18 protein-coding genes are annotated in these 18825 nt (G+C 58.5%); 7 read left to right on the top strand and 11 right to left on the bottom strand.

Annotated features, from left to right (window positions below; all coding sequences use genetic code 11):
- Positions 1 to 2: 2 nt before the first annotated feature.
- Entirely contained in the window at positions 3 to 464 is a 462-nt protein-coding gene (locus ACP3PW_RS04195) for a chemotaxis protein CheW (protein WP_426415412.1), read from the top strand.
- Here the strand turns inward: ACP3PW_RS04195 and nrtS are convergent.
- From nrtS to ACP3PW_RS04155, 8 genes are all read right to left on the bottom strand, one after another.
- On the bottom strand, positions 461 to 709 hold the full coding sequence (gene nrtS, locus ACP3PW_RS04190) for a nitrate/nitrite transporter NrtS (protein ID WP_426415411.1): 249 nt from the start codon (positions 707 to 709) through the stop codon (positions 461 to 463). The two genes, ACP3PW_RS04195 and nrtS, sit on opposite strands and share 4 nt — an antisense overlap.
- Entirely contained in the window at positions 706 to 1434 is a 729-nt protein-coding gene (locus tag ACP3PW_RS04185; protein ID WP_426415410.1) for a 16S rRNA (uracil(1498)-N(3))-methyltransferase, read from the bottom strand. The genes nrtS and ACP3PW_RS04185 overlap by 4 nt, the downstream gene beginning before the upstream one ends.
- Positions 1435 to 1527: 93 nt before the next feature.
- Entirely contained in the window at positions 1528 to 2199 is a 672-nt protein-coding gene (locus ACP3PW_RS04180) for a cytochrome b/b6 domain-containing protein (RefSeq protein ID WP_426415409.1), read from the bottom strand.
- 87 nt (positions 2200 to 2286) lie between these two features.
- Complete coding sequence (locus ACP3PW_RS04175) at positions 2287 to 2736, bottom strand: c-type cytochrome (RefSeq protein WP_426415408.1); 450 nt, start codon at positions 2734 to 2736, stop codon at positions 2287 to 2289.
- A 170-nt stretch (positions 2737 to 2906) separates the two neighbouring features.
- Positions 2907 to 3770 carry a methylenetetrahydrofolate reductase [NAD(P)H] gene (gene metF / locus ACP3PW_RS04170; protein ID WP_426415407.1) on the bottom strand — a complete coding sequence of 288 codons (864 nt, stop codon included), beginning with the start codon at positions 3768 to 3770 and terminating at the stop codon, positions 2907 to 2909.
- Between the two features lie 55 nt (positions 3771 to 3825).
- Positions 3826 to 5199 carry an adenosylhomocysteinase gene (gene ahcY / locus ACP3PW_RS04165; RefSeq protein ID WP_426415406.1) on the bottom strand — a complete coding sequence of 458 codons (1374 nt, stop codon included), beginning with the start codon at positions 5197 to 5199 and terminating at the stop codon, positions 3826 to 3828.
- 65 nt (positions 5200 to 5264) lie between these two features.
- The gene (gene metK, locus ACP3PW_RS04160) at positions 5265 to 6419 is read right to left on the bottom strand and encodes a methionine adenosyltransferase (protein ID WP_426415405.1); all 1155 of its coding nucleotides are present in this window, start codon (positions 6417 to 6419) and stop codon (positions 5265 to 5267) included.
- Positions 6420 to 6434: 15 nt separating this feature from the next.
- Positions 6435 to 7451, bottom strand: coding sequence for a metalloregulator ArsR/SmtB family transcription factor (locus tag ACP3PW_RS04155; protein ID WP_426415404.1), 1017 nt, complete (start codon positions 7449 to 7451; stop codon positions 6435 to 6437).
- Positions 7452 to 7695: 244 nt separating this feature from the next.
- On the opposite strand from ACP3PW_RS04155, the gene tkt reads away from it, so the two are divergent.
- From tkt to ACP3PW_RS04130, 5 genes are all read left to right on the top strand, one after another.
- Entirely contained in the window at positions 7696 to 9699 is a 2004-nt protein-coding gene (gene tkt / locus ACP3PW_RS04150) for a transketolase (RefSeq protein ID WP_426415403.1), read from the top strand.
- Positions 9699 to 10739, top strand: coding sequence for a type I glyceraldehyde-3-phosphate dehydrogenase (locus tag ACP3PW_RS04145; RefSeq protein ID WP_426415402.1), 1041 nt, complete (start codon positions 9699 to 9701; stop codon positions 10737 to 10739). Before tkt ends, ACP3PW_RS04145 begins: the two co-directional genes overlap by 1 nt.
- A gap of 36 nt (positions 10740 to 10775) precedes the next feature.
- Positions 10776 to 11939: a phosphoglycerate kinase gene (locus ACP3PW_RS04140; protein ID WP_426415401.1), complete on the top strand. Its 1164-nt coding sequence runs from the start codon at positions 10776 to 10778 to the stop codon at positions 11937 to 11939.
- 77 nt (positions 11940 to 12016) lie between these two features.
- Positions 12017 to 13081, top strand: a complete 1065-nt coding sequence (gene fba, locus ACP3PW_RS04135; RefSeq protein ID WP_426415400.1) for a class II fructose-bisphosphate aldolase — start codon at positions 12017 to 12019, stop codon at positions 13079 to 13081.
- 181 nt (positions 13082 to 13262) lie between these two features.
- The gene (locus tag ACP3PW_RS04130) at positions 13263 to 14024 is read left to right on the top strand and encodes a substrate-binding periplasmic protein (protein WP_426415399.1); all 762 of its coding nucleotides are present in this window, start codon (positions 13263 to 13265) and stop codon (positions 14022 to 14024) included.
- 22 nt (positions 14025 to 14046) lie between these two features.
- Here ACP3PW_RS04130 and ACP3PW_RS04125 read toward each other — a convergent pair whose 3' ends face one another.
- Genes ACP3PW_RS04125 through zntR form a run of 3 tightly spaced genes read right to left on the bottom strand, consistent with a single transcriptional unit; the run spans position 14047 to position 16544 of the window.
- Positions 14047 to 15045, bottom strand: coding sequence for a substrate-binding domain-containing protein (locus tag ACP3PW_RS04125; protein ID WP_426415398.1), 999 nt, complete (start codon positions 15043 to 15045; stop codon positions 14047 to 14049).
- Between the two features lie 42 nt (positions 15046 to 15087).
- Entirely contained in the window at positions 15088 to 16128 is a 1041-nt protein-coding gene (locus ACP3PW_RS04120; protein ID WP_426415397.1) for an SO_0444 family Cu/Zn efflux transporter, read from the bottom strand.
- Entirely contained in the window at positions 16125 to 16544 is a 420-nt protein-coding gene (gene zntR, locus ACP3PW_RS04115) for a Zn(2+)-responsive transcriptional regulator (protein WP_426415396.1), read from the bottom strand. The genes ACP3PW_RS04120 and zntR overlap by 4 nt, the downstream gene beginning before the upstream one ends.
- A gap of 199 nt (positions 16545 to 16743) precedes the next feature.
- Between zntR and ACP3PW_RS04110 the strand changes: the two genes are divergently transcribed.
- Positions 16744 to 18720, top strand: coding sequence for an alkyl/aryl-sulfatase (locus ACP3PW_RS04110; RefSeq protein ID WP_426415395.1), 1977 nt, complete (start codon positions 16744 to 16746; stop codon positions 18718 to 18720).
- The last annotated feature ends 105 nt before the right edge of the window (positions 18721 to 18825 follow it).

Raw genomic sequence — 18825 nt, 5'->3', positions numbered from 1 at the left:
GAATGAGCGAAACAACGGAAGAGGCGATCTCGGGTTTGATGGTCCCATTACGAGAGGCCCAGCTACTGGTGCCCAACGTGGTGGTTGCCGAGTTGGTGGGCTACGTTCCGCCCCAGAGCACTGAGGGCAAGCCGGAATGGTTTTTGGGTAATATCATTTGGCGGGATCAAAATATTCCCTTGGTCAGCTTTGAGGGCGCTAATGGGGATATCTTCGACCGGGCCCAGCCATCGCAGCGTACGCTGGTGCTAAACGGCATTAGCGGCAAGGACTCACTGCCCTTTTATGGGGTGGTGGTTGAGGGCATTCCCCACGCGGTACGGGTTGGCCCCGAGGAGGCGGTCCCCCAGGAGCGTGATGTCGGCGATTGTGGTGCGGTCATCGTTCATGTCAGCGGCGAAGAGGCACTGATCCCTGATCTTGTGACCCTGGAGTCTATGATCGCCGACGCCCAGGCGAGTTAGTGGCGGCCCGCCGACGGTTTGTGATGGCGAAGGGTGGCCACTGCTGACCAGGTCGATACGCAGTAGGGCACCAGATAGGTGAGGAGCATCTTGATAGCATCGAGCTGGGTTAACTCCACCTCCATGATTCGGTCAGCGTAATTGATAAGAACCAGCAGTGTACCCACGATAATGGCGACTCGTAGCGCCCGTTTTACCACCGGGGTGCGAGTCGCACAGTAGAGCCAGCTGTCGTCCATACTCATCCAATATCCCCCCATAGATACTGAATCAGCGCCAGTGCCGCTACTGGCGCGGTCTCGGTGCGCAGGACCCGGGGTCCCAACGCGGTGCCATGAAAGCCTGCGTCCAGGGCGTCGGCGATCTCCTGCGGACTTAACCCCCCTTCGGGCCCTATCAACAGTGAAACCTGTTGTGGTGCCGGGTGGCTGGCTAACGACTGCTCCGTACGGTGGTGGAGCACCAGCTTGAGATCGCTGCTTTGGGCGCCGCTCCACTGCTCTATCGGCAGCGGGGGATGTAGTTTGGGAACGCGATTACGACCACATTGTTCGCAGGCGCTCACCGCAATCTGTTGCCAGTGGGCAAGGCGTTTGCGGGCCCTTTCTGGATTAAGCCTAACCTCGCAACGCTCGCTGTAGAGCGGCGTAATTTCGTTAACACCCATCTCGGTGGCTTTCTGGATGGCCCAATCCATACGGTCCCCCCGTGACATCACCTGCCCAAGATGCACCGGCAGCGGTGTTTCGGTCCCGCTCACCAGTTCGCTGGTGATCTCAACCCTGACCCTGCGTTTGTGGACCTCGAGAATCCGGGCCTGGAAACCGTTGTCCTCACCATCGAACAGCACCAGTGGGTCACCTGCTTTCATACGCAGTACCCGGGCGACATGATTGGCGGCCCCCTCGCTAAGATCAAAGTGGCTATCAACCACCATCGGTTGAGGGAGGTAAATACGCGGATTTCTCATAGGGGAACCCCAGGCGACTAAATCCTGCGAGCATAGCACGGTGGGTGGAGTGCACGGGAGGGTGAGTTGGCTGTCGGGGCGCTGTAATAGCGCCTAGAGGGTCCAGATATTGACGCCGAGCCAAACCAGTCCGGCGGCGAGCAGCAGCGTAACAGCTGCCAGCCAAAGAGGAGCGATGTATGCGGATTCACCGTCCGGGACCTGATGCGGCTCTTTGTGCCCGGTAATCATTGGCTTGACGAGGTTGTCCTTGGCGAGCAGAAGGTAGGCGAACACCGCGCCAACGTGGAGTCCGGCGACCGTTAAAATAATGTAGAAGCCTTTGTGGTGCCAACTGCCGAGCTGCTCCTGCCAGTCGGAGCTGACGAGAGAGGCCAGTGGCCCCTCGACCAGTATATCGTCGCTGGCAAACAGGCCGAAGCTGCCCTGCAATCCCACCAGCGCCAGCAGTGCGATCACCGACAGTGCCCCCGCGGGATTGTGGCCAAGATAGCGGGGATGGGTGCCTCCGCGCAGGATGTTCAGGTAGCGAAACACTGCCGAAGGGCCACGAACAAAATGGGTAAAGCGCGCAGTGCTGCTGCCCCAGATGCCCCACAGAAGCCGAAACAGAACCAGTGTCAGCAGCGCATAGCCGTTCCACATATGCCACAGCATCTCGATGTCAGCCCACTTCCAGGAGACCCAGGCATTGGCGATCAATATCACCAGTGTCCAGTGAAAAATCCGGGTGGGGAGGTCCCAGGTGGGTATGGTTTTTCTCATGGTATAGTGTGACAAGCTAACGGAACAGGGAGGGTGGCCGGTATCCGGGTGACGATGGTCTGTCCGGATACCCGGCGATACGTAGGGCTATTTCTTTTTCTTACGGAAATCGTCGTGGCACGCCTTACAGGCTTTACCCATTTTCTTGAAGGCATCCAGCGACGCGGCCTTGTCGGCGGATGCGTCTTTCAACGCTTGCGCTGCCATCCGCAGGTCCTTGCCGCGCTGCTTGAAGGTATCCATGTCCTCCCAGATCTCCTTGCGCGCTTTGGTTTCGCCTTTGTCGGAGCCGGGGGGGAATGAGTTACCCATATGGGCGAAGGCATCCAGAATGCCCTGAGCGTGGTAGCTGACGTCTTTTTGTGCATCAAATCCGAGGACGAGAATGGACTTGAGTGCGGTCATATGGCCACCAACTGTTTTAAAGATACCCTGGCGGTGAACAATGTTGGGGTTTGTCTCTGCGGCCTGCAGTGCAACCGGCGCCATCAACATGGAGGAGGCGCAGAGGCTAAGGATTAAGGGGCGTAATTTCATAAGCAAATACTCCAGATTCGACGATGGGATAGCCGGGATGTCTGCTCAACGAAGCGGCCCGACCCGGTAAAGTATAGTCGTTTAGTCAGGAATACAATGTGACATAGTCACACCATCGGCTTTTGACAGGAAGGGGAGGTGCCGGCCCCTTAAAAAGGCCGGCAACCGACCTAACGGCGTTCGCTCAGGCTGAGGTTGTTCCAGATCGCCAGGCTGGGGGCGGCCTGATTGAGCGTATAAAAGTGCAGGCCTGGGGCCCCGCCCTGTAGCAAGCGCTCGCACATGCGGGTGACCACCTCTTCTCCAAAGCGCTGGATCGACTCGATGTCATCACCGTAGGCTTCAAGCTGTTTGCGAACCCAACGCGGAATCTCCGCGCCGCAGGCGTCGGAGAACCGAGCCAACTTGGAGTAGTTGGTGATAGGCATGATGCCGGGCATGATGGGTATATTGATACCGAGTGACTCGCAGCGATCGATGAAGTGAAAATAGCTATCGGCGCTGAAAAAATACTGGGTAATGGCCGCATCGGCCCCGGCCTCCACCTTGCGCTTGAAATTAAGCAGGTCCTGCTCAAAGTTGGGCGCTTGCGGGTGCACCTCTGGATAGGCTGCGACTTCGATCTCGAAATGATCGCCGCTGTGTTCACGGATCAGGCTAACGAGCTCATTCGCATAGCGGACCTCGCTGTTGGCCAGCCCCATGCCCGAGGGAAGGTCGCCGCGAAGGGCAACGATACGGTTAATATCGTTCGCTTTGTAGTGATCCAGCAGGCCGATGATCTCCTCTTTACTGTCGCCGACACACGAGAGGTGGGGCGCCGTAGGGATTCCCGTATTTTGCTGGGCATCGATCACCGTACTCAGGGTACGGTTACGGGTTGAACCACCCGCACCATAGGTCACGGAGAAGAAATCAGGCTGGTATTGCGCCAACTGCTGGGCAGTTGCTAGCAGCTTCTCGGCGCCGGCATCGGTTTTGGTAGGAAAGAACTCGAAGCTGTAGCGTTTGCTAAATTCGTTTTGTGTGTTCATGTCATGGTCTTTTTATGTGCGGGGGCAACCTGCCTGTCGCCCCCGAATGGACGGCTTAGTACTTGTAGTCGTCGGTCTTGTAAGGACCGTCTACGTCGACCTTGATATAGCTGGCCTGGGTATCGGTGAGGCGGGTGATAACGCCACCAAAGCCCTCGACCATATGGCGAGCGACCTCTTCGTCCAGTTTCTTGGGTAGCACTTTGACATAGATGTTGGCAGCACGTTCGGCTTCAGGCAGGTCTGCAAACTTCCTGTCCCACAGGTACAGCTGCGCCAGAACCTGATCCGCAAAAGAGCCATCCATGACCCGGGACGGGTGGCCGGTGGCATTGCCCAGGTTAACCAGGCGGCCCTCAGACAGCAGGATCAGGTGATCTTTGCTGGCGCGGTCGCGGTAGATCTTGTGGACCTGGGGCTTAATTTCGTCCCACTCCCAGTTTTCGCGCATGTAGGCGGTGTCGATCTCGTTGTCGAAGTGACCGATGTTGCTGACGACCGCGCCGTTTTTCAATGTTTGCAGCATATTCCTATCGCAGACATTGGTGTTGCCGGTGGTGGTAACGATCAGGTCGGTGGTGCCCATTAGCTGGGTATTGATGCAGGAGAGTTCACCGGTGTTAATGCCGTCGATATAGGGGGAAACCACCTCATATCCATCCATGCAGGCCTGCATGGCGCAGATCGGATCGATTTCGGTCACACGAACGATCATGCCCTCCTGGCGCAGGGAAGCGGCGGAGCCCTTACCCACATCGCCGTAACCGATGACGAGTGCCTTCTTTCCGGACAGCAGGTGATCGGTACCACGCTTGATGGCATCGTTAAGGCTGTGGCGGCAACCGTATTTGTTGTCGTTCTTGCTCTTGGTGATAGAGTCGTTGACGTTGATCGCCGGTACCTTGAGTGAGCCCTCTTCGAGCATCTCCAGCAAGCGGTGAACACCGGTGGTGGTCTCCTCGGAGATGCCGTGGCAGTTGGCCAGGATAGCAGGGTATTTTTCATGCAGGATCTGGGTAAGGTCGCCGCCGTCGTCAAGGATCATGTTGGCACCCCAGTCGGCACCCTCCTTCTGCACGGTCTGCTCGATGCACCACCAGAACTCCTCTTCAGTCTCACCCTTCCAGGCGAACACCGGGATGCCGGCCGCAGCAATCGCCGCCGCAGCGTGATCCTGGGTGGAGAAGATGTTGCAGGAGGACCAGCGCACATCGGCCCCCAGTTCGATCAGGGTCTCGATCAGCACCGCGGTCTGGATGGTCATGTGGATGCAGCCCATGATGCGTGCACCGGTCAGTGGCTTGTTGGCCGCGTGCTTGGCGCGCAGCGCCATCAGCGCCGGCATTTCGGTTTCGGCGATGTCGATCTCTTTACGGCCCCATGCGGCGAGGGATAGGTCGGCGACTTTGTAATCGGTAAAAGTACTCATTGGATATTCCTGTGTTTGGCGAGGCAACCGGTCTTTACCGGTTACCAGTATATAGAGGGGGTGGTTTACAGCGCCTTGGCGAGATCAGCTGCTTTGTCGGTCTTTTCCCAGGTGAAGTTTTCACCTTCCCGGCCGAAGTGGCCGTAGGCCGCAGTGGCACGATAGATGGGGCGGCGCAGATCGAGCATATCGATCAGGCCCTGGGGACGCAGGTCGAAATGTTCGCGCACCAGAGTGCCGATCGCCTCATCACTCAATTTACCGGTACCGAAGGTGTTGACCGAAATAGAGGTAGGCTCGGCGACACCGATGGCGTAGGAAACCTGGATTTCGCAGCGATCAGCGAGGCCCGCCGCAACGATATTCTTGGCAACATAACGGCCAGCGTAGGCAGCCGAGCGATCGACCTTGGATGGGTCCTTGCCGGAGAAAGCACCACCGCCGTGGCGCGCCGCGCCGCCGTAGGTATCGACGATGATCTTGCGCCCGGTGAGGCCGCAGTCACCCACGGGGCCACCAATAATAAACTGCCCGGTTGGGTTGATATGGAATTGGGTGCCAGCGTGCAGCCACTCAGCAGGCAGTACCGGCTTGACGATCTCTTCCAGTACGGCTTCGCGCAGATCTTCCTGCTTGATGTTGGCGTCGTGCTGGGTGGAGAGCACGACCGCCTCGATGGCAACCGGCTTGCCGTTTTCGTAGCGCAGAGTGACCTGACTCTTGGCGTCGGGGCGCAACCAGGGCAACACGTTCTTCTTACGCAACTGGGCCTGACGCTCAACCAGACGGTGAGAGTAGAAGATGGGAGCGGGCATCAGCACTTCGGTTTCGTTGGTAGCGTAACCAAACATCAGTCCCTGGTCACCTGCTCCCAGGTCTTTGCTGTCGCCTTCATCAACGCCCATGGCGATGTCGTGGGATTGTTTGCCAATGGCATTCAATACCGCGCAGGAAGCGCCATCAAAACCGACGTCGGAGCTGTTGTAGCCGATGTCGAGGATGACATCGCGCACGACATCTTCCAGATCGACGTAAGTTGAGGTGCGAACCTCTCCGGCGACGACCGCCATGCCGGTCTTGACCATGGTTTCAACGGCGACCCGGGCGTTAGGGTCGTCTTTGATGATGGCGTCGAGAATCGCATCGGAGATCTGGTCTGCCATCTTGTCCGGATGACCTTCAGAAACCGACTCGGAGGTAAAGATTGAATATTCGCTCATGGCGTTTTCCTGTATCTAAGCAATGTGCTGTGTGTGAATAGGGGTTGCTGGCTTGTCAAAACGACATACCTGCACCTGAAAACCGTTACGTTGCCCCAGGTAGAGGCTGTTACCGGGAGCCAACCCGGCGTGCTGCGCCCAGGTGGAAAATTCATCGGGTTCGAACCCCAACCAGAGATCGCCGCAGGCATCGCGCACCCAGTTCTGGTCGTGGGAGCAGAGATCGGTGATTACCAGGCGGCCGCCAGGGTTGAGTAGCGTGGCGGCTTCCTCAATCAGTTCGGCGGGAGAGGGGACGTGGTGCAAGACCATATTGATCACAATCGCATCGGCCCGCAGCCCCTGCTGCAGTGCGTCGGCGCTTGTGCCATGAATAAAGGTGATGTTCTCAAGCCGCTGGCGCTGGGCAAAGGCCTGTGCCTGATCAAGCATGACGCGGGCGTTATCAATTCCATAGACCCGCTTAAAACGGGGCGCGAGCTCTGCCAGGAACTCACCCTCACCCGGACCGATCTCAATAACGGTGTTGTTATCGAGTGTGCCACCGAGCAGCAGGTCGCGCGCACTGTCTGCGTATTGGCGGTAGTCGACGATCAGCTCTTGCTGTTGGCGAAACTTGTCGGCGTGGCGGGCGAAAAACTCGCGGGAGCTTTGTGCGCGTTGTTGGTGGATGGTTTCCACGCGTTGCTGAATGTCGGCATCGAGTCCGATCTCGTCGAGGCTATGAAACAGGCTTGACTGCAGCTCTGCGCCGACCTCGGTCGCATCCGCCAGTGCGCGGCGATAGAAAATGGAGTTGCCTTCGCGGCGAGTGTCTACCAACCCTGCGGTCGACAACACCTTGAGATGGTGGCTCATGCCGGATTGTTTAACGTTAAAAATGGCGCAGAGTTCCAGTACCCCGAAAGAGTTGCTTTTGAGCACGCGCAGTACCTGCAAGCGCAGTGGGTCGGCACTCGCCTTGCACAGACGGGCAAGTAGCTCGAAATTGTCGGGTGTGGGCAGGGTTGCGCAGGGGTTGGAGGCTAACATGGAGCGAAGTCTAGCAGCGACTGGGTAGGGCGGCAAGATCTATATCGAAATATTTTGATATAGGGTCTTCGAAGTGGATTTGCGGGTCCAATTAAGGGCAATTCGGAGCTATTGGCGAGGCTGAGGGGTAAAAACTGTGATTTTTTTGTTCAATTTATTGCCGCTGGCAGTAATAAAGGGGAAAATACCGCCCCAATTTTCCCCTACGGTCCTACCTCCAATTCCTTACAGGAGCCTCCCCCTTATGTCTTCCCGTCGCCTGCGAGCTAACGCCATTCGTGCCTTGAGTATGGATGCTGTGCAAAAAGCAAAAAGTGGACACCCCGGAGCCCCTATGGGCATGGCCGATATTGCTGAAGTGCTTTGGGGGGACTACTTGCAACACAACCCCGCCAATCCCAACTGGGCCAACCGTGATCGTTTTGTGTTGTCCAACGGTCACGGCTCGATGCTGATCTACTCCCTGCTGCATCTGACCGGGTACGATCTGGGCATCGAAGACCTGAAGAGTTTTCGCCAACTGCACGCCAAGACCGCCGGCCACCCCGAGTACGGCTATGCGCCTGGCGTAGAGACCACCACCGGCCCCTTGGGGCAGGGCATAGCTAACGCCGTGGGTATGGCTGTGGCTGAGAAGGCATTGGCCGCGCAGTTTAATCGTAACGGCCATGAGATCGTGGACCACAACACCTATGTGTTCCTCGGCGACGGTTGCCTGATGGAGGGGATCTCCCACGAGGTCTGTTCGTTGGCCGGTACTCTGGGGCTCGGTAAGCTGATCGCGTTCTATGACGATAACGGCATCTCCATCGACGGTGAGGTTGAGGGTTGGTTTACCGACGATACCCCCAAGCGCTTTGAAGCCTACGGCTGGCAGGTGATTCCTGCGGTGGATGGCCACGATGCAGACGCCATTGCCGCCGCCCTTGAGCAGGCCCGAGCCAACTCCGATCAACCGACCCTGATCTGCTGCAAAACCATTATCGGCTTCGGCTCGCCTAACAAGGAGGGCAAGGAGGATTGCCACGGCGCGCCCCTGGGTGACGACGAGATCGCCTTGACCCGCGCGCGCCTGGGTTGGGAGCATGGAGCGTTTGAAGTTCCCGCCGAGCTGTACGCCCAATGGGATGCCAAAGAGGCCGGGGCTGCTCGTGAGGCAAGCTGGAACGAGGCCTTCGCAGCCTACCAAAAAGCTTATCCGGAGCTGGCGGCCGAGTTTCTGCGCCGCAGTCGTGGCGAGCTGCCAGCAGACTTTGCGGCCAACGCACAGTCTTACATCGAGCAGTGCCAGGCGGAGGGCGCCACTATTGCCAGCCGCAAGGCATCGCAGAACTCCCTCAATGCCTTTGGGCCCCTGTTGCCGGAGCTGCTTGGCGGCTCCGCCGATCTTGCCGGCTCCAACCTGACCCTGTGGGGTGGCTGCAAAGGGATCAGCAAAGAGGATGCTAGCGGAAACTACCTGTTTTACGGGGTGCGCGAATTTGGTATGAGCGCCATCATGAACGGTATTGCTCTCCATGGCGGCTTCGTGCCCTATGGTGCCACCTTCCTGATCTTTATGGAGTACGCACGTAATGCGGTGCGGATGGCGGCGTTGATGAAGCAGCGCAGCATCTTTGTTTTCACTCACGACTCCATTGGTCTGGGTGAAGACGGCCCTACCCACCAACCGATTGAGCAGCTCACCAGCTTGCGTACCACCCCCAATATGAACACCTGGCGTCCCTGCGACACCGTCGAGTCGGCAGTGGCCTGGAAGAGTGCGCTGGAGCGCGCCGATGGGCCCTCGGCCTTGATCTTCTCGCGCCAAAATCTGCCACACCAGCCTCGCGATGCCGCGCAATTGGCCAATGTCGAGCGCGGCGGATACATTCTCAGCGATTGTGAAGGAACCCCCGAGCTGATCCTGATCGCTACCGGTTCCGAGGTGGGATTGGCACGAGACGGAGCCGAGCAGCTGCGTAGCCAGGGGGCAAAAGTACGAATCGTGTCCATGCCCTGTACCGAACGTTTCGAGGAGCAGGATGTGGAATACCGCCTATCGGTGCTGCCGCTGGAGGTTTCCTCCCGGGTTGCGATCGAAGCGGGGCACGCCGACTACTGGTATAAGTACGTGGGTCTCGACGGACGGGTTATCGGCATGACCACGTTTGGCGAGTCGGCCCCCGCTGCGGACCTGTTCCGGGAGTTTGGCTTTACCGTCGAGAACCTGGTCAGCGTCTGCGAGGAGCTGCTCTCAGTCGACTGATGGCCTATCGAATCGCGATCAATGGTTACGGCCGCATAGGCCAGTGTATATTGCGTGCGCTATACGAGTGCGGCTACCGTGACCGCCTTCAACCTGTGGCGATCAACGAGCTCTCTGACCTCGCCACGGTGACCTACCTGACCCGCTACGACACCACCCACGGACGTTTTCCACTGCCGGTCGAACAGGGGGATGACGGGCTGTTAATCGGTAGTGACCTGATTCGGGTGTTCAATGAAGAAAACCCGGCCCGCCTGCCCTGGCGCGAGCTGGGAGTAGATTTGGTGCTGGAGTGCACAGGCACCTGCCCTGACCGGGTGCATGGTCAGCGTCACCTCGATAGTGGCGCGGGACGCTTGCTGATCTCTCGCCCAACGGCCGGCGCCGTGGATGCTACCCTGGTGTATGGTTTCAATGAGCACATGCTGGGAGCGGAGCAGAAAGTCGTTTCTAATGCCTCGTGCACCACCAACGGGATCGTGCCGGTGTTGCGCCTGTTGCATGAACAGTTGGGCATCGAACAGGGCATGATCACCACCATCCACTCGGCGATGAACGACCAACCGGTGATCGACTCCCGCCACCACAGCGACCTGCGTCTGGCACGCAGTGCGATGCAGTCGATTGTCCCTATCGATACCGGGCTGGCGCTGGGTATTGATCGTTTGTTGCCCGAGCTGGCGGGGCGTTTTCAGGCGCTGCACATGCGGGTCCCGACCAGCAACGTATCGCTGATGGATGTAACCCTGAACCTGTCCCGGAGTATCGACACATCGGCGCTCAACCGCTTGCTCCAGGAGGCGAGTCGAGGTCCCTTGCGGGGACTACTGGGATTCAGCGATGAACCCCTGGCTTCGGTAGACTTTAACCACGACCGCCATTCGGCCACCATCGATGCAACCCAGACCCGGGTGTGCGGAGATCGTATGGTGAAGCTGGTGGCCTGGTTTGATAACGAGTGGGGCTACAGCAACCGCATGCTGGATGTGGCCGCTTACTGGTTGGCCGCAGCCCTCGATAATCCACAACCTATCCCTTAAATGGCCCAGCGGGTCGACCGATAAAGGAACCGAGTGATGTCTGTAATAAAGATGAGCGAGCTGGATCTGGCGGGTAAGCGAGTGCTGATCCGTGAAGACCTCAATGTGCCGGTAAAAGATGACAGGGTAACTTCGGATGCGCGAATCCGTGCTGCCCTGCCCACCATTCGCCAGGCCCTCGATGCGGGTGCCCGGGTAATGGTCATGTCGCACCTTGGACGGCCCGTAGAGGGACAAGCCGCCGCAGAATTTTCCCTGCAGCCGGTTGCGGATCACCTGTCGACGTTGTTGGGAATGCCCGTGCGCCTGGAGGCCGATTACCTGCAGGGGGTTGAGGTCGCTGAAGGTGAACTGGTGCTGCTGGAAAACGTGCGCTTTAACGCGGGCGAGAAAAGCGATGACGAAGCGCTGTCGAAATCCTATGCAGCACTGTGCGACCTGTTCGTTATGGATGCCTTTGGCACCGCCCACCGCGCCCAGGCCTCTACCCACGGTGTGGCCAGATTTGCACCGGTCGCCTGTGCCGGACCGTTGCTGGCCGCCGAGCTCGACGCCCTGGGTAAGGCGCTGGACAACCCGGAGCGGCCGCTATTGGCCATCGTCGGTGGATCCAAGGTGTCGACCAAGTTAACCGTGTTGGAGAGCCTGTCTACGGTCGTGGACCGGATGATCGTGGGGGGCGGTATCGCCAACACCTTCCTGGCCGCGATCGGTAAGCCGGTGGGTAAGTCGCTCTACGAAGCCGACCTTATTCCCCAGGCCAGGGCGCTGCTGGAAAAGGTTGAGATCCCCATGCCGGTAGATGTGGTAACGGGCAAACAATTTTCTGAAGATGCTCCCGCCGAGCTCAAGAGCGTGGATGCGGTGACCGAGGATGACATGATCTTCGATGTGGGCCCGCAGACTGCGGCGCTGTTCGCCGAGGCGCTGAAGGAGGCCCGCACCATTATCTGGAATGGACCGGTGGGGGTCTTCGAGTTTGACCAGTTTGGCGAGGGCACCAAAGCGATGTCGTTGGCGATTGCTGGCAGCAGTGCGTTCTCCATCGCCGGAGGGGGGGACACCCTGGCGGCGGTCGATAAGTACAATATCGCAGACAAGGTTTCCTATATCTCTACCGGTGGTGGTGCCTTTCTCGAGTTTGTAGAGGGTAAAACCCTGCCGGCAGTAGCTATACTGGAAGAACGCGCGCGCAGCTAACGCGCCTTCTTACCCAGATTTCGGCCCCAGGCAACAGGCCTGCGGCCCCCTATTTTTTGACAGACTGAGGAATCATCATGGCTTTAGTGAGCATGCGTCAATTGCTGGACCACGCCGCCGAGTATGGATATGGCGTCCCGGCGTATAACGTCAACAACCTGGAGCAGATGCGCGCCATTATGGAGGCGGCTGACCGTACCGATAGCCCGGTTATCGTGCAGGCTTCGGCGGGAGCGCGCAAGTACGCGGGGGCGCCTTTCCTGCGTCACCTGATTCTCGCGGCCATTGAGGAGTTCCCCCATATTCCTGTGTGCATGCACCAGGACCATGGCACCTCCCCCACGGTGTGCCAGCGCTCCATTCAACTGGGGTTCTCATCGGTGATGATGGATGGCTCGTTGATGGATGATGGCAAAACGCCCTCCAGTTACGAATACAACGTCGACGTTACCCGCCGCACTGTTGAGATGGCACACGCCTGTGGTGTTTCGGTAGAGGGTGAGCTGGGTTGTCTGGGGTCCCTCGAAACCGGGCAAGCCGGGGAGGAGGATGGCGTGGGCGCCGAAGGTACCCTCAGCCATGAGCAGATGCTGACGGACCCTGATGAGGCGGCTGATTTCGTGCAGGCGACGGGGGTCGATGCCCTGGCCATTGCCTGCGGCACCAGCCACGGTGCGTACAAATTTACTCGTCCTCCTACCGGTGACATCCTGGCGATCGATCGTATCAAGGCGATTCACCAGCGTATTCCCGGCACCCACCTGGTGATGCACGGCTCCAGCTCGGTCCCCCAGGAGTGGCTCAAGGTTATTAACGAGTTTGGTGGCGAAATCCCGGAAACATACGGCGTCCCGGTGGAGCAGATCTGTGAGGGGATTAAGCACGGGGTGCGCAAGGTCAATATCGATACCGACCTGCGTTTGGCGTCAACCGGCGCAGTGCGTCGTTTCCTGGCCCAAAATCCTTCGGAGTTTGATCCCCGTAAATACCTGCTGCAAACAACCCGTGCAATGACCGAGATCTGTCTTGCTCGCTACGAAGCGTTTGGGACGGCGGGCAATGCGTCGAAGATCAAGGTAGACAGCCTCGATACCATGTTTGATCGATACCAAAGCGGTGAACTGGATCCGCGCATCCTGTGATGTGATGGAGTTTCAGTAGGTGAAAAAGGCGGCTCCGGCCGCCTTTTTAGTGGATCCTTCGTTATTTTGGGGGGCCGTGTTGAATTTGTGTATCTTTAGCCAAGGGATGGTTGCTGATCCCGCTGAATAGATGTACAAAAGATGGATAGCTGTGTCATAACAACAAACAAGTGGGGGAAGTATGAAGCGCTTGGTCTGGGCTCTCTTGGGGTTAGTGTGTGTCGTCACGACTGCGCATGCCGAGATACCGCCGAACTATATTCTCTCGCTCCAAACTGAAAATTTCCCCCCCTACAACTTTGCCATAAACGGCAGTAACTACGCCAAGGGCAACGACGTGGATGGCATCTCTGTACGCATCGTGCGAGAGATGTTCAAGCGGGCTAATATCAGGCAGAAAGTGACCCTGCGATTCCCCTGGGAGCGAATCTATAAGAAAGCGATGGAAAAAGAGGGCTTTGGCGTTTTTTCCATGGTCCGTAGCGATGAGCGAGAGCCTCTGTTTAAGTGGGTGGGGCCCCTAGCCCCTGATGAGTGGGTATTCTTTGCCCGTGATGGCAGCAATATTCGCCTTAACTCTCTGGAAGACGCCAGGAAGTATAAGATAGGGGGTTATAAGGGGGATGCCCTGACCGATTACCTGCTGGAGCAGGGGTTCAGGGTTCAACAGTCCGTTGCCGACCACCTCAACGCGAGCAAGCTGGCCAGTGGTAAGATCGATCTGTGGGCCGCCAACAACTATTCCGGGCTTTTTCTGGCCAATAGGGAAAAGGTGACGGGCATCAAGCAGGTTCTGACGTTCGACAAGGTAGACCTGTACCTGGGCCTCAACCGGGAGACTCCGGACGAGGTGGTGCAGACACTGCAATCCGCCCTCGACTCGATTCGCAACGACGGCAGCCTCGATAACATCATCAACAGTTATTTGAGACAGTCACCCTAGTCGCGGCTTTTACCGCCTCTGTTCACCGTGTGCAGGTAGACAGGGTCTCCGGCAGGCAGTGGGTAATCGGTGTATGGGTTATCTTCTCATAAGACTCGCCCTTAACGATGCGATACAGTGTGTGGATCGCCTGGCGGCCCATCTCAAAGGCATTTTGACCGATGTTGGCGTGGGCCCCTCCCTCGTTTAGCAGCTCCAATTGCTGGGGCAATGTGTCCCCAATCACCATCACCAGGGCTTTGCTCCGGATCGCGTTGAGGTAGGGTCCGATCAGCTGGCGATAGGCATCGGCATCACTCTGGGGCCAGGAGCCCAGGATCGCGACCGTATCGAGCTGGTCAGGATGCTCCTGGTGCACGCGTAAGGCGAAGCTGGTGAGCTGTCGGGAGCGGGCAATGTCGTCGCGACTGTACATTGGACAGCGGTAAAACTCGCTCCATTGCGCCGTATTCAGGCGCGCGGAGTGACCGGGAGCCGGCCGATCAGCGGCCAGGGCATCCCGCAGGCCATTGATTCGTCGCTGCAAGTTGGGAGATAGCACGTGGCCCGAAATCACACAGAGTTTTCCACCGCGGGGACGTTCACGTAGAACCGCTTCGCCAATCGCATGGCCCAGGGCATAGTTGTCGGTGCCGATATAAGCGCGGCGCAGCTCGGGGTAGCGGGCCAGATCTTCCGCTGCAAAGTCTGAATCAAAGGTGACTACCGGCAACCCGCTGGCCATCGCCGCTTGCATGCTGTGGTTGACCAAAAATGCGGAACCGGCCACCGAGAGCGCTATGCCGTCTATTCCCTCCTCCATTAACGTTTCGACCAGGTGGTTTTGCTGGCGGATATCGAGGTCCGGGGAGCCAACATACAAACAGCGCACACCCAGTGCCTCGGCTGCCTGCTCACAGCCTGCGCGGGCCTGGGCAAAGAAAGGGCTGTCAGTGGACTTGGGAATCAGGGCGAAGGTAAGCGGTTGCGCCGACAGACCCAGCGACCACAGCAGCATATACACCAATAACACCCAACGCATTAACCATACTCCCTGTACAGGTTTCCTGTTAGCGAGTATAGGCTAGTAGCGCCGGAGGATGAGCAGGGTTTGGTGCCAGAGTGCCCGCATAAAGAGCAGCACTAGTATTCCCGAGGCGGCTACCCCAGTGGAGAGTGGGATCCATGGTGTGCCCCCCGCTGCCGCCACGTTTGGCAGTAGCGCTCCCGTGATCAGGCTATCCAGTCCCAAGCCGAAGAGGATTGCCACGCCGATGACGCTACCAAGATAAGCGACCAGGGCTCTTATCCCCAGTTCGCGGTGCACCAGTGCAATGGTCGAGACGTTGGTGGCCGGACCCGCGAGCATAAACACCAACACGGTTCCGGGGGAGATCCCCGCCAGCATCAAGCCTGCGGCGATGGGAGTGGAGGCGGTTGCGCATACGTACATAGGGATACCGATCAGCACCATCATCACCATGGCGGGCAGGCCGCTCCCCCACTGGCTGATGGTGTCGGGAGGAACCCAGGTGACGACGGCGGCGGCGAACAGTAACCCCACCAACATCCATCCGGCGATGTCGTTGACGATCTCAACGAAGCCAAACTGCAAGCCCCGCGATAGCTTCCGTAGTAAGGGTTCAACGGTTTCATCCGGGGCTGGAGTGTCACTACAGCGCTTCGAGGCACAGCAGGCTGTTGGCGTTGTGGTGGGAGAACAGTTCTCTCCTTTACCTGCAAGCAGACCGGCGGTAATGGCGCTGGCGACGGCGGCGATGGGGCGTACAATCGCCATCAGTGGTCCCAGTAGGGCATAGGTGACGGCGATGGAGTCGACCCCGGTTTCCGGGGTTGATATTAAAAAGGAGACGGTCGCCCCCCGCGATGCCCCGGCGCGGCGAATGCCGAGAGCGGCGGGGATGACGCCGCAGGAGCAGAGGGGTAATGGCGCTCCCAATAATGCGGCTTTAACCACCGAGCCGCTGCCTTCGCGGCTCAGGTGGGTTTGCATCCACCGGGTCGGCATCCAGACTTTTAACACCCCGGCAAACAGTAGGCCCAGTAGCAACCAGGGAGCAGCCTCGGAGAACAGGTGGATGAAGTTTTCGACAAAGGTCATCATTTCGATAGTACCTTCTGCTGACCGTCGAGCTCCCGCAAAATAGAGCATCCTACCGCGTGCTCGGGGCCGCCACAGCACTTGGCGGCCAGAGAGTGCAGTGCCTGCTCGATCGCCTGTAATTGGTGGATACGTTGGCGCACTTTATCCAGTTTATCTTCAGCCACCTGCTTGACCTCCCGACAGCTGTGGTGGTTGGCCTCGACCTGCAGCAACAGCAGTTCCTTGATCTCCTTCAGCGAAAATCCGAGCCCCTGGGCGCGGCGGATAAACTGCACCCGCTTGAGGGCTTCGGGAGGGTAGAGACGATATCCATTGGTGGCGCGGGCAGGGAGTTGCAGCAACCCCTGGGTTTCGTAGTAGCGCAAGGTAGCGATACTAACGTCACTCTGTTGCGCCAGCTGTCCAATCTTTAGCATGGCGGTTTCCGTTGGAAAGGTTTATTCGAGTATAAACCCTCAAGTAAACATAAGGGTCAAGCCTTGATGGGAAGCTTGTGCGCGGTGGCGTCATCTGCTCTTATTTGGCGAAACAAAACCATGGGAAAAGAGCCACAACAAAGTCCCATAATAGAAAACCACATAATAAAAACAGATAACCCTCTACAGGAGATACACCATGTTCCAACGATGCCTTTTTGTGGGGTGCTGCGCCGCACTGATTTCCCTGATAAGCGGATGCAGCGACTCTTCGCTTCCGGTTGCCTCGGACTCCAAGGCCAGCGCGGCCACACTGGCTGCCAATAAGGCCCATGCCGAAGCCCTCAACTGGGACGACCGGCGTGATTTCGAGCGGCTCGAACGGGGGCTGGTCGCTCGCCCCGACAGCCTGGTGATCGAGCCCACCCAGACGCCAGCCGATACCTGGAATATGGATCGCTTCGGCTTTATCGAGGGCGAAGCGCCGGACACGGTCAACCCCAGCCTGTGGCGTCAGGCCACCCTGAACCGTGATTATGGTCTTTTTAAGGTGCGCGACCGGGTCTATCAGGTGCGGGGCTACGACCTGGCGGTGATGTCGATCATCGAGGGGGAGAGCGGATATATCGTTATTGACCCGCTCACCAGCCGCGAGACTGCCGAGGCGGGCATGGCGCTGGTGTACCAGCATCTGGGTCGCAAGCCGGTGAAGAGCGTCATCATCACCCACAGCCACATCGACCACTTTGCCGGCATCAAGGGGGTGGTGACCCAGCAGCAGGTGGACGATGGCGAGGTCTCGGTGATTGTGCCGGCGGAGCTGATGGAGCACGCGATTGCGGAGAATGTACTCGCCGGCGCCGCCATGACCCGCCGTGCCAGCTATATGTTTGGTAGTCTGCTGCCGGTGGGGCCTACGGGCTATGTAGGCTCGGGCCTTGGTAAATCGGTGGCGATGGGCACGTTCACCCTGATCAACCCGACCCGCGAGATCGAACAGAGTGGTACCCGGCTTACTATCGATGGCGTTGAGGTAGAGTTCTTCCTCATGCCCGGCACCGAGGCGCCGTCGGAGATGGTGTTTTATTTTCCCGCCTTTAAGGCGTTGATGATCGCCGAGGAGGTCAATCACACGATGCACAACCTCTACACCCTGCGCGGAGCCAAGGTGCGGGACTCGCTGAACTGGGCCAAGTACCTCGACCAGGTGATCCAGCGCTACGGCGAGCAGAGTGAGCTGATGCTGGGCAGCCACCACTGGCCGGTGTGGGGTAACGCCGACGTGGTTGACCTGCTGGAGAAGCAGCGCGACCTGTACAAATTTATCCACGACCAGACGCTGCACTACGCCAACCGTGGCTATACCCCGAGGGAGATCGCCGAGCAACTGGAGCTGCCACCGGCGCTGGCCCGCGAATGGGCCAACCGGGGTTACTACGGCACCCTGAGCCACAATATCAAGGCGGTCTACCAGTATTACCTGGGCTGGTTCGATGCCAACCCGGCCAATCTCAACCCCCTGCCTCCGGAGGCGGAGTCGAAGAAATTTGTCGAGTATATGGGGGGCAGCGAGGCGGTGATCACCAAGGCGCGCGGGGATATAGAGCGGGGCGAATACCGCTTTGCCGCCACCGTCCTCAACAAGGTGGTGTTTGCCGACCCGGACAACCAGACCGCACGGGAGCTGCTGGCGCAGAGCTACGAGCAGATGGGGTTCCAGGCGGAGAGCGGCCCCTGGCGTAACTTCTACCTGACCGGGGCACAGGAGCTGCGCGGCGGCTTGCTGGAGTTTAGTTCCCGGGGTACCGCCTCGGCGGATATTGTGGCAGCGATGAGCGTGGATATGTTTTTTGACTATATGGCGGTGCAGCTCAACGCCGCCGACGCGGAGGATACCGAACTGACCATCAACTGGAACTTCACCGACACCGGCGAGCAGTACATGATGTGGCTGCGCAACGGCGTGCTGAACTATCGCGCCGGGGTGCAATCGGCGGAGGCCGACGCCACCATGAACCTCGACCGCACCACTCTCAACGGCCTGGCCCAGGGTAACTCGGCGCTGGGGGCGCTGGTGAGCGGGGAGATCGATATCGACGGCAGCCTGCTGGCGGTCAAGAATCTGTTTGGCCTGCTGCACAAATTTGAACCAACCTTCAATATAGTGACGCCCTGATGTAGGTGGTGTAGCACTTTTGAGCCTGATTGACGGCGATCATGGCATCTGCGATAGCGAACGGTTTATCATGAGCCAGAGGTTCGCTGAGCTAGGATGGCCGCG

Origin of the sequence: Aestuariirhabdus sp. LZHN29 (assembly GCF_049985285.1) — a bacterium.
Taxonomy (GTDB): domain Bacteria; phylum Pseudomonadota; class Gammaproteobacteria; order Pseudomonadales; family Aestuariirhabdaceae; genus Aestuariirhabdus.
This window is presented reverse-complemented; position numbering and strand designations above follow the sequence as displayed.

Bases quoted from the DNA above. Each gene is read 5' to 3' on its own strand.
- ACP3PW_RS04195 (WP_426415412.1), top strand. From the start codon at position 3: ATGAGCGAAACAACGGAAGAGGCGATCTCGGGTTTGATGGTCCCATTA.
- nrtS (WP_426415411.1), bottom strand. From the start codon at position 709: ATGAGTATGGACGACAGCTGGCTCTACTGTGCGACTCGCACCCCGGTG.
- ACP3PW_RS04185 (WP_426415410.1), bottom strand. From the start codon at position 1,434: ATGAGAAATCCGCGTATTTACCTCCCTCAACCGATGGTGGTTGATAGC.
- ACP3PW_RS04180 (WP_426415409.1), bottom strand. From the start codon at position 2,199: ATGAGAAAAACCATACCCACCTGGGACCTCCCCACCCGGATTTTTCAC.
- ACP3PW_RS04175 (WP_426415408.1), bottom strand. From the start codon at position 2,736: ATGAAATTACGCCCCTTAATCCTTAGCCTCTGCGCCTCCTCCATGTTG.
- metF (WP_426415407.1), bottom strand. From the start codon at position 3,770: ATGAACACACAAAACGAATTTAGCAAACGCTACAGCTTCGAGTTCTTT.
- ahcY (WP_426415406.1), bottom strand. From the start codon at position 5,199: ATGAGTACTTTTACCGATTACAAAGTCGCCGACCTATCCCTCGCCGCA.
- metK (WP_426415405.1), bottom strand. From the start codon at position 6,419: ATGAGCGAATATTCAATCTTTACCTCCGAGTCGGTTTCTGAAGGTCAT.
- ACP3PW_RS04155 (WP_426415404.1), bottom strand. From the start codon at position 7,451: ATGTTAGCCTCCAACCCCTGCGCAACCCTGCCCACACCCGACAATTTC.
- tkt (WP_426415403.1), top strand. From the start codon at position 7,696: ATGTCTTCCCGTCGCCTGCGAGCTAACGCCATTCGTGCCTTGAGTATG.
- ACP3PW_RS04145 (WP_426415402.1), top strand. From the start codon at position 9,699: ATGGCCTATCGAATCGCGATCAATGGTTACGGCCGCATAGGCCAGTGT.
- ACP3PW_RS04140 (WP_426415401.1), top strand. From the start codon at position 10,776: ATGTCTGTAATAAAGATGAGCGAGCTGGATCTGGCGGGTAAGCGAGTG.
- fba (WP_426415400.1), top strand. From the start codon at position 12,017: ATGGCTTTAGTGAGCATGCGTCAATTGCTGGACCACGCCGCCGAGTAT.
- ACP3PW_RS04130 (WP_426415399.1), top strand. From the start codon at position 13,263: ATGAAGCGCTTGGTCTGGGCTCTCTTGGGGTTAGTGTGTGTCGTCACG.
- ACP3PW_RS04125 (WP_426415398.1), bottom strand. From the start codon at position 15,045: ATGCGTTGGGTGTTATTGGTGTATATGCTGCTGTGGTCGCTGGGTCTG.
- ACP3PW_RS04120 (WP_426415397.1), bottom strand. From the start codon at position 16,128: ATGATGACCTTTGTCGAAAACTTCATCCACCTGTTCTCCGAGGCTGCT.
- zntR (WP_426415396.1), bottom strand. From the start codon at position 16,544: ATGCTAAAGATTGGACAGCTGGCGCAACAGAGTGACGTTAGTATCGCT.
- ACP3PW_RS04110 (WP_426415395.1), top strand. From the start codon at position 16,744: ATGTTCCAACGATGCCTTTTTGTGGGGTGCTGCGCCGCACTGATTTCC.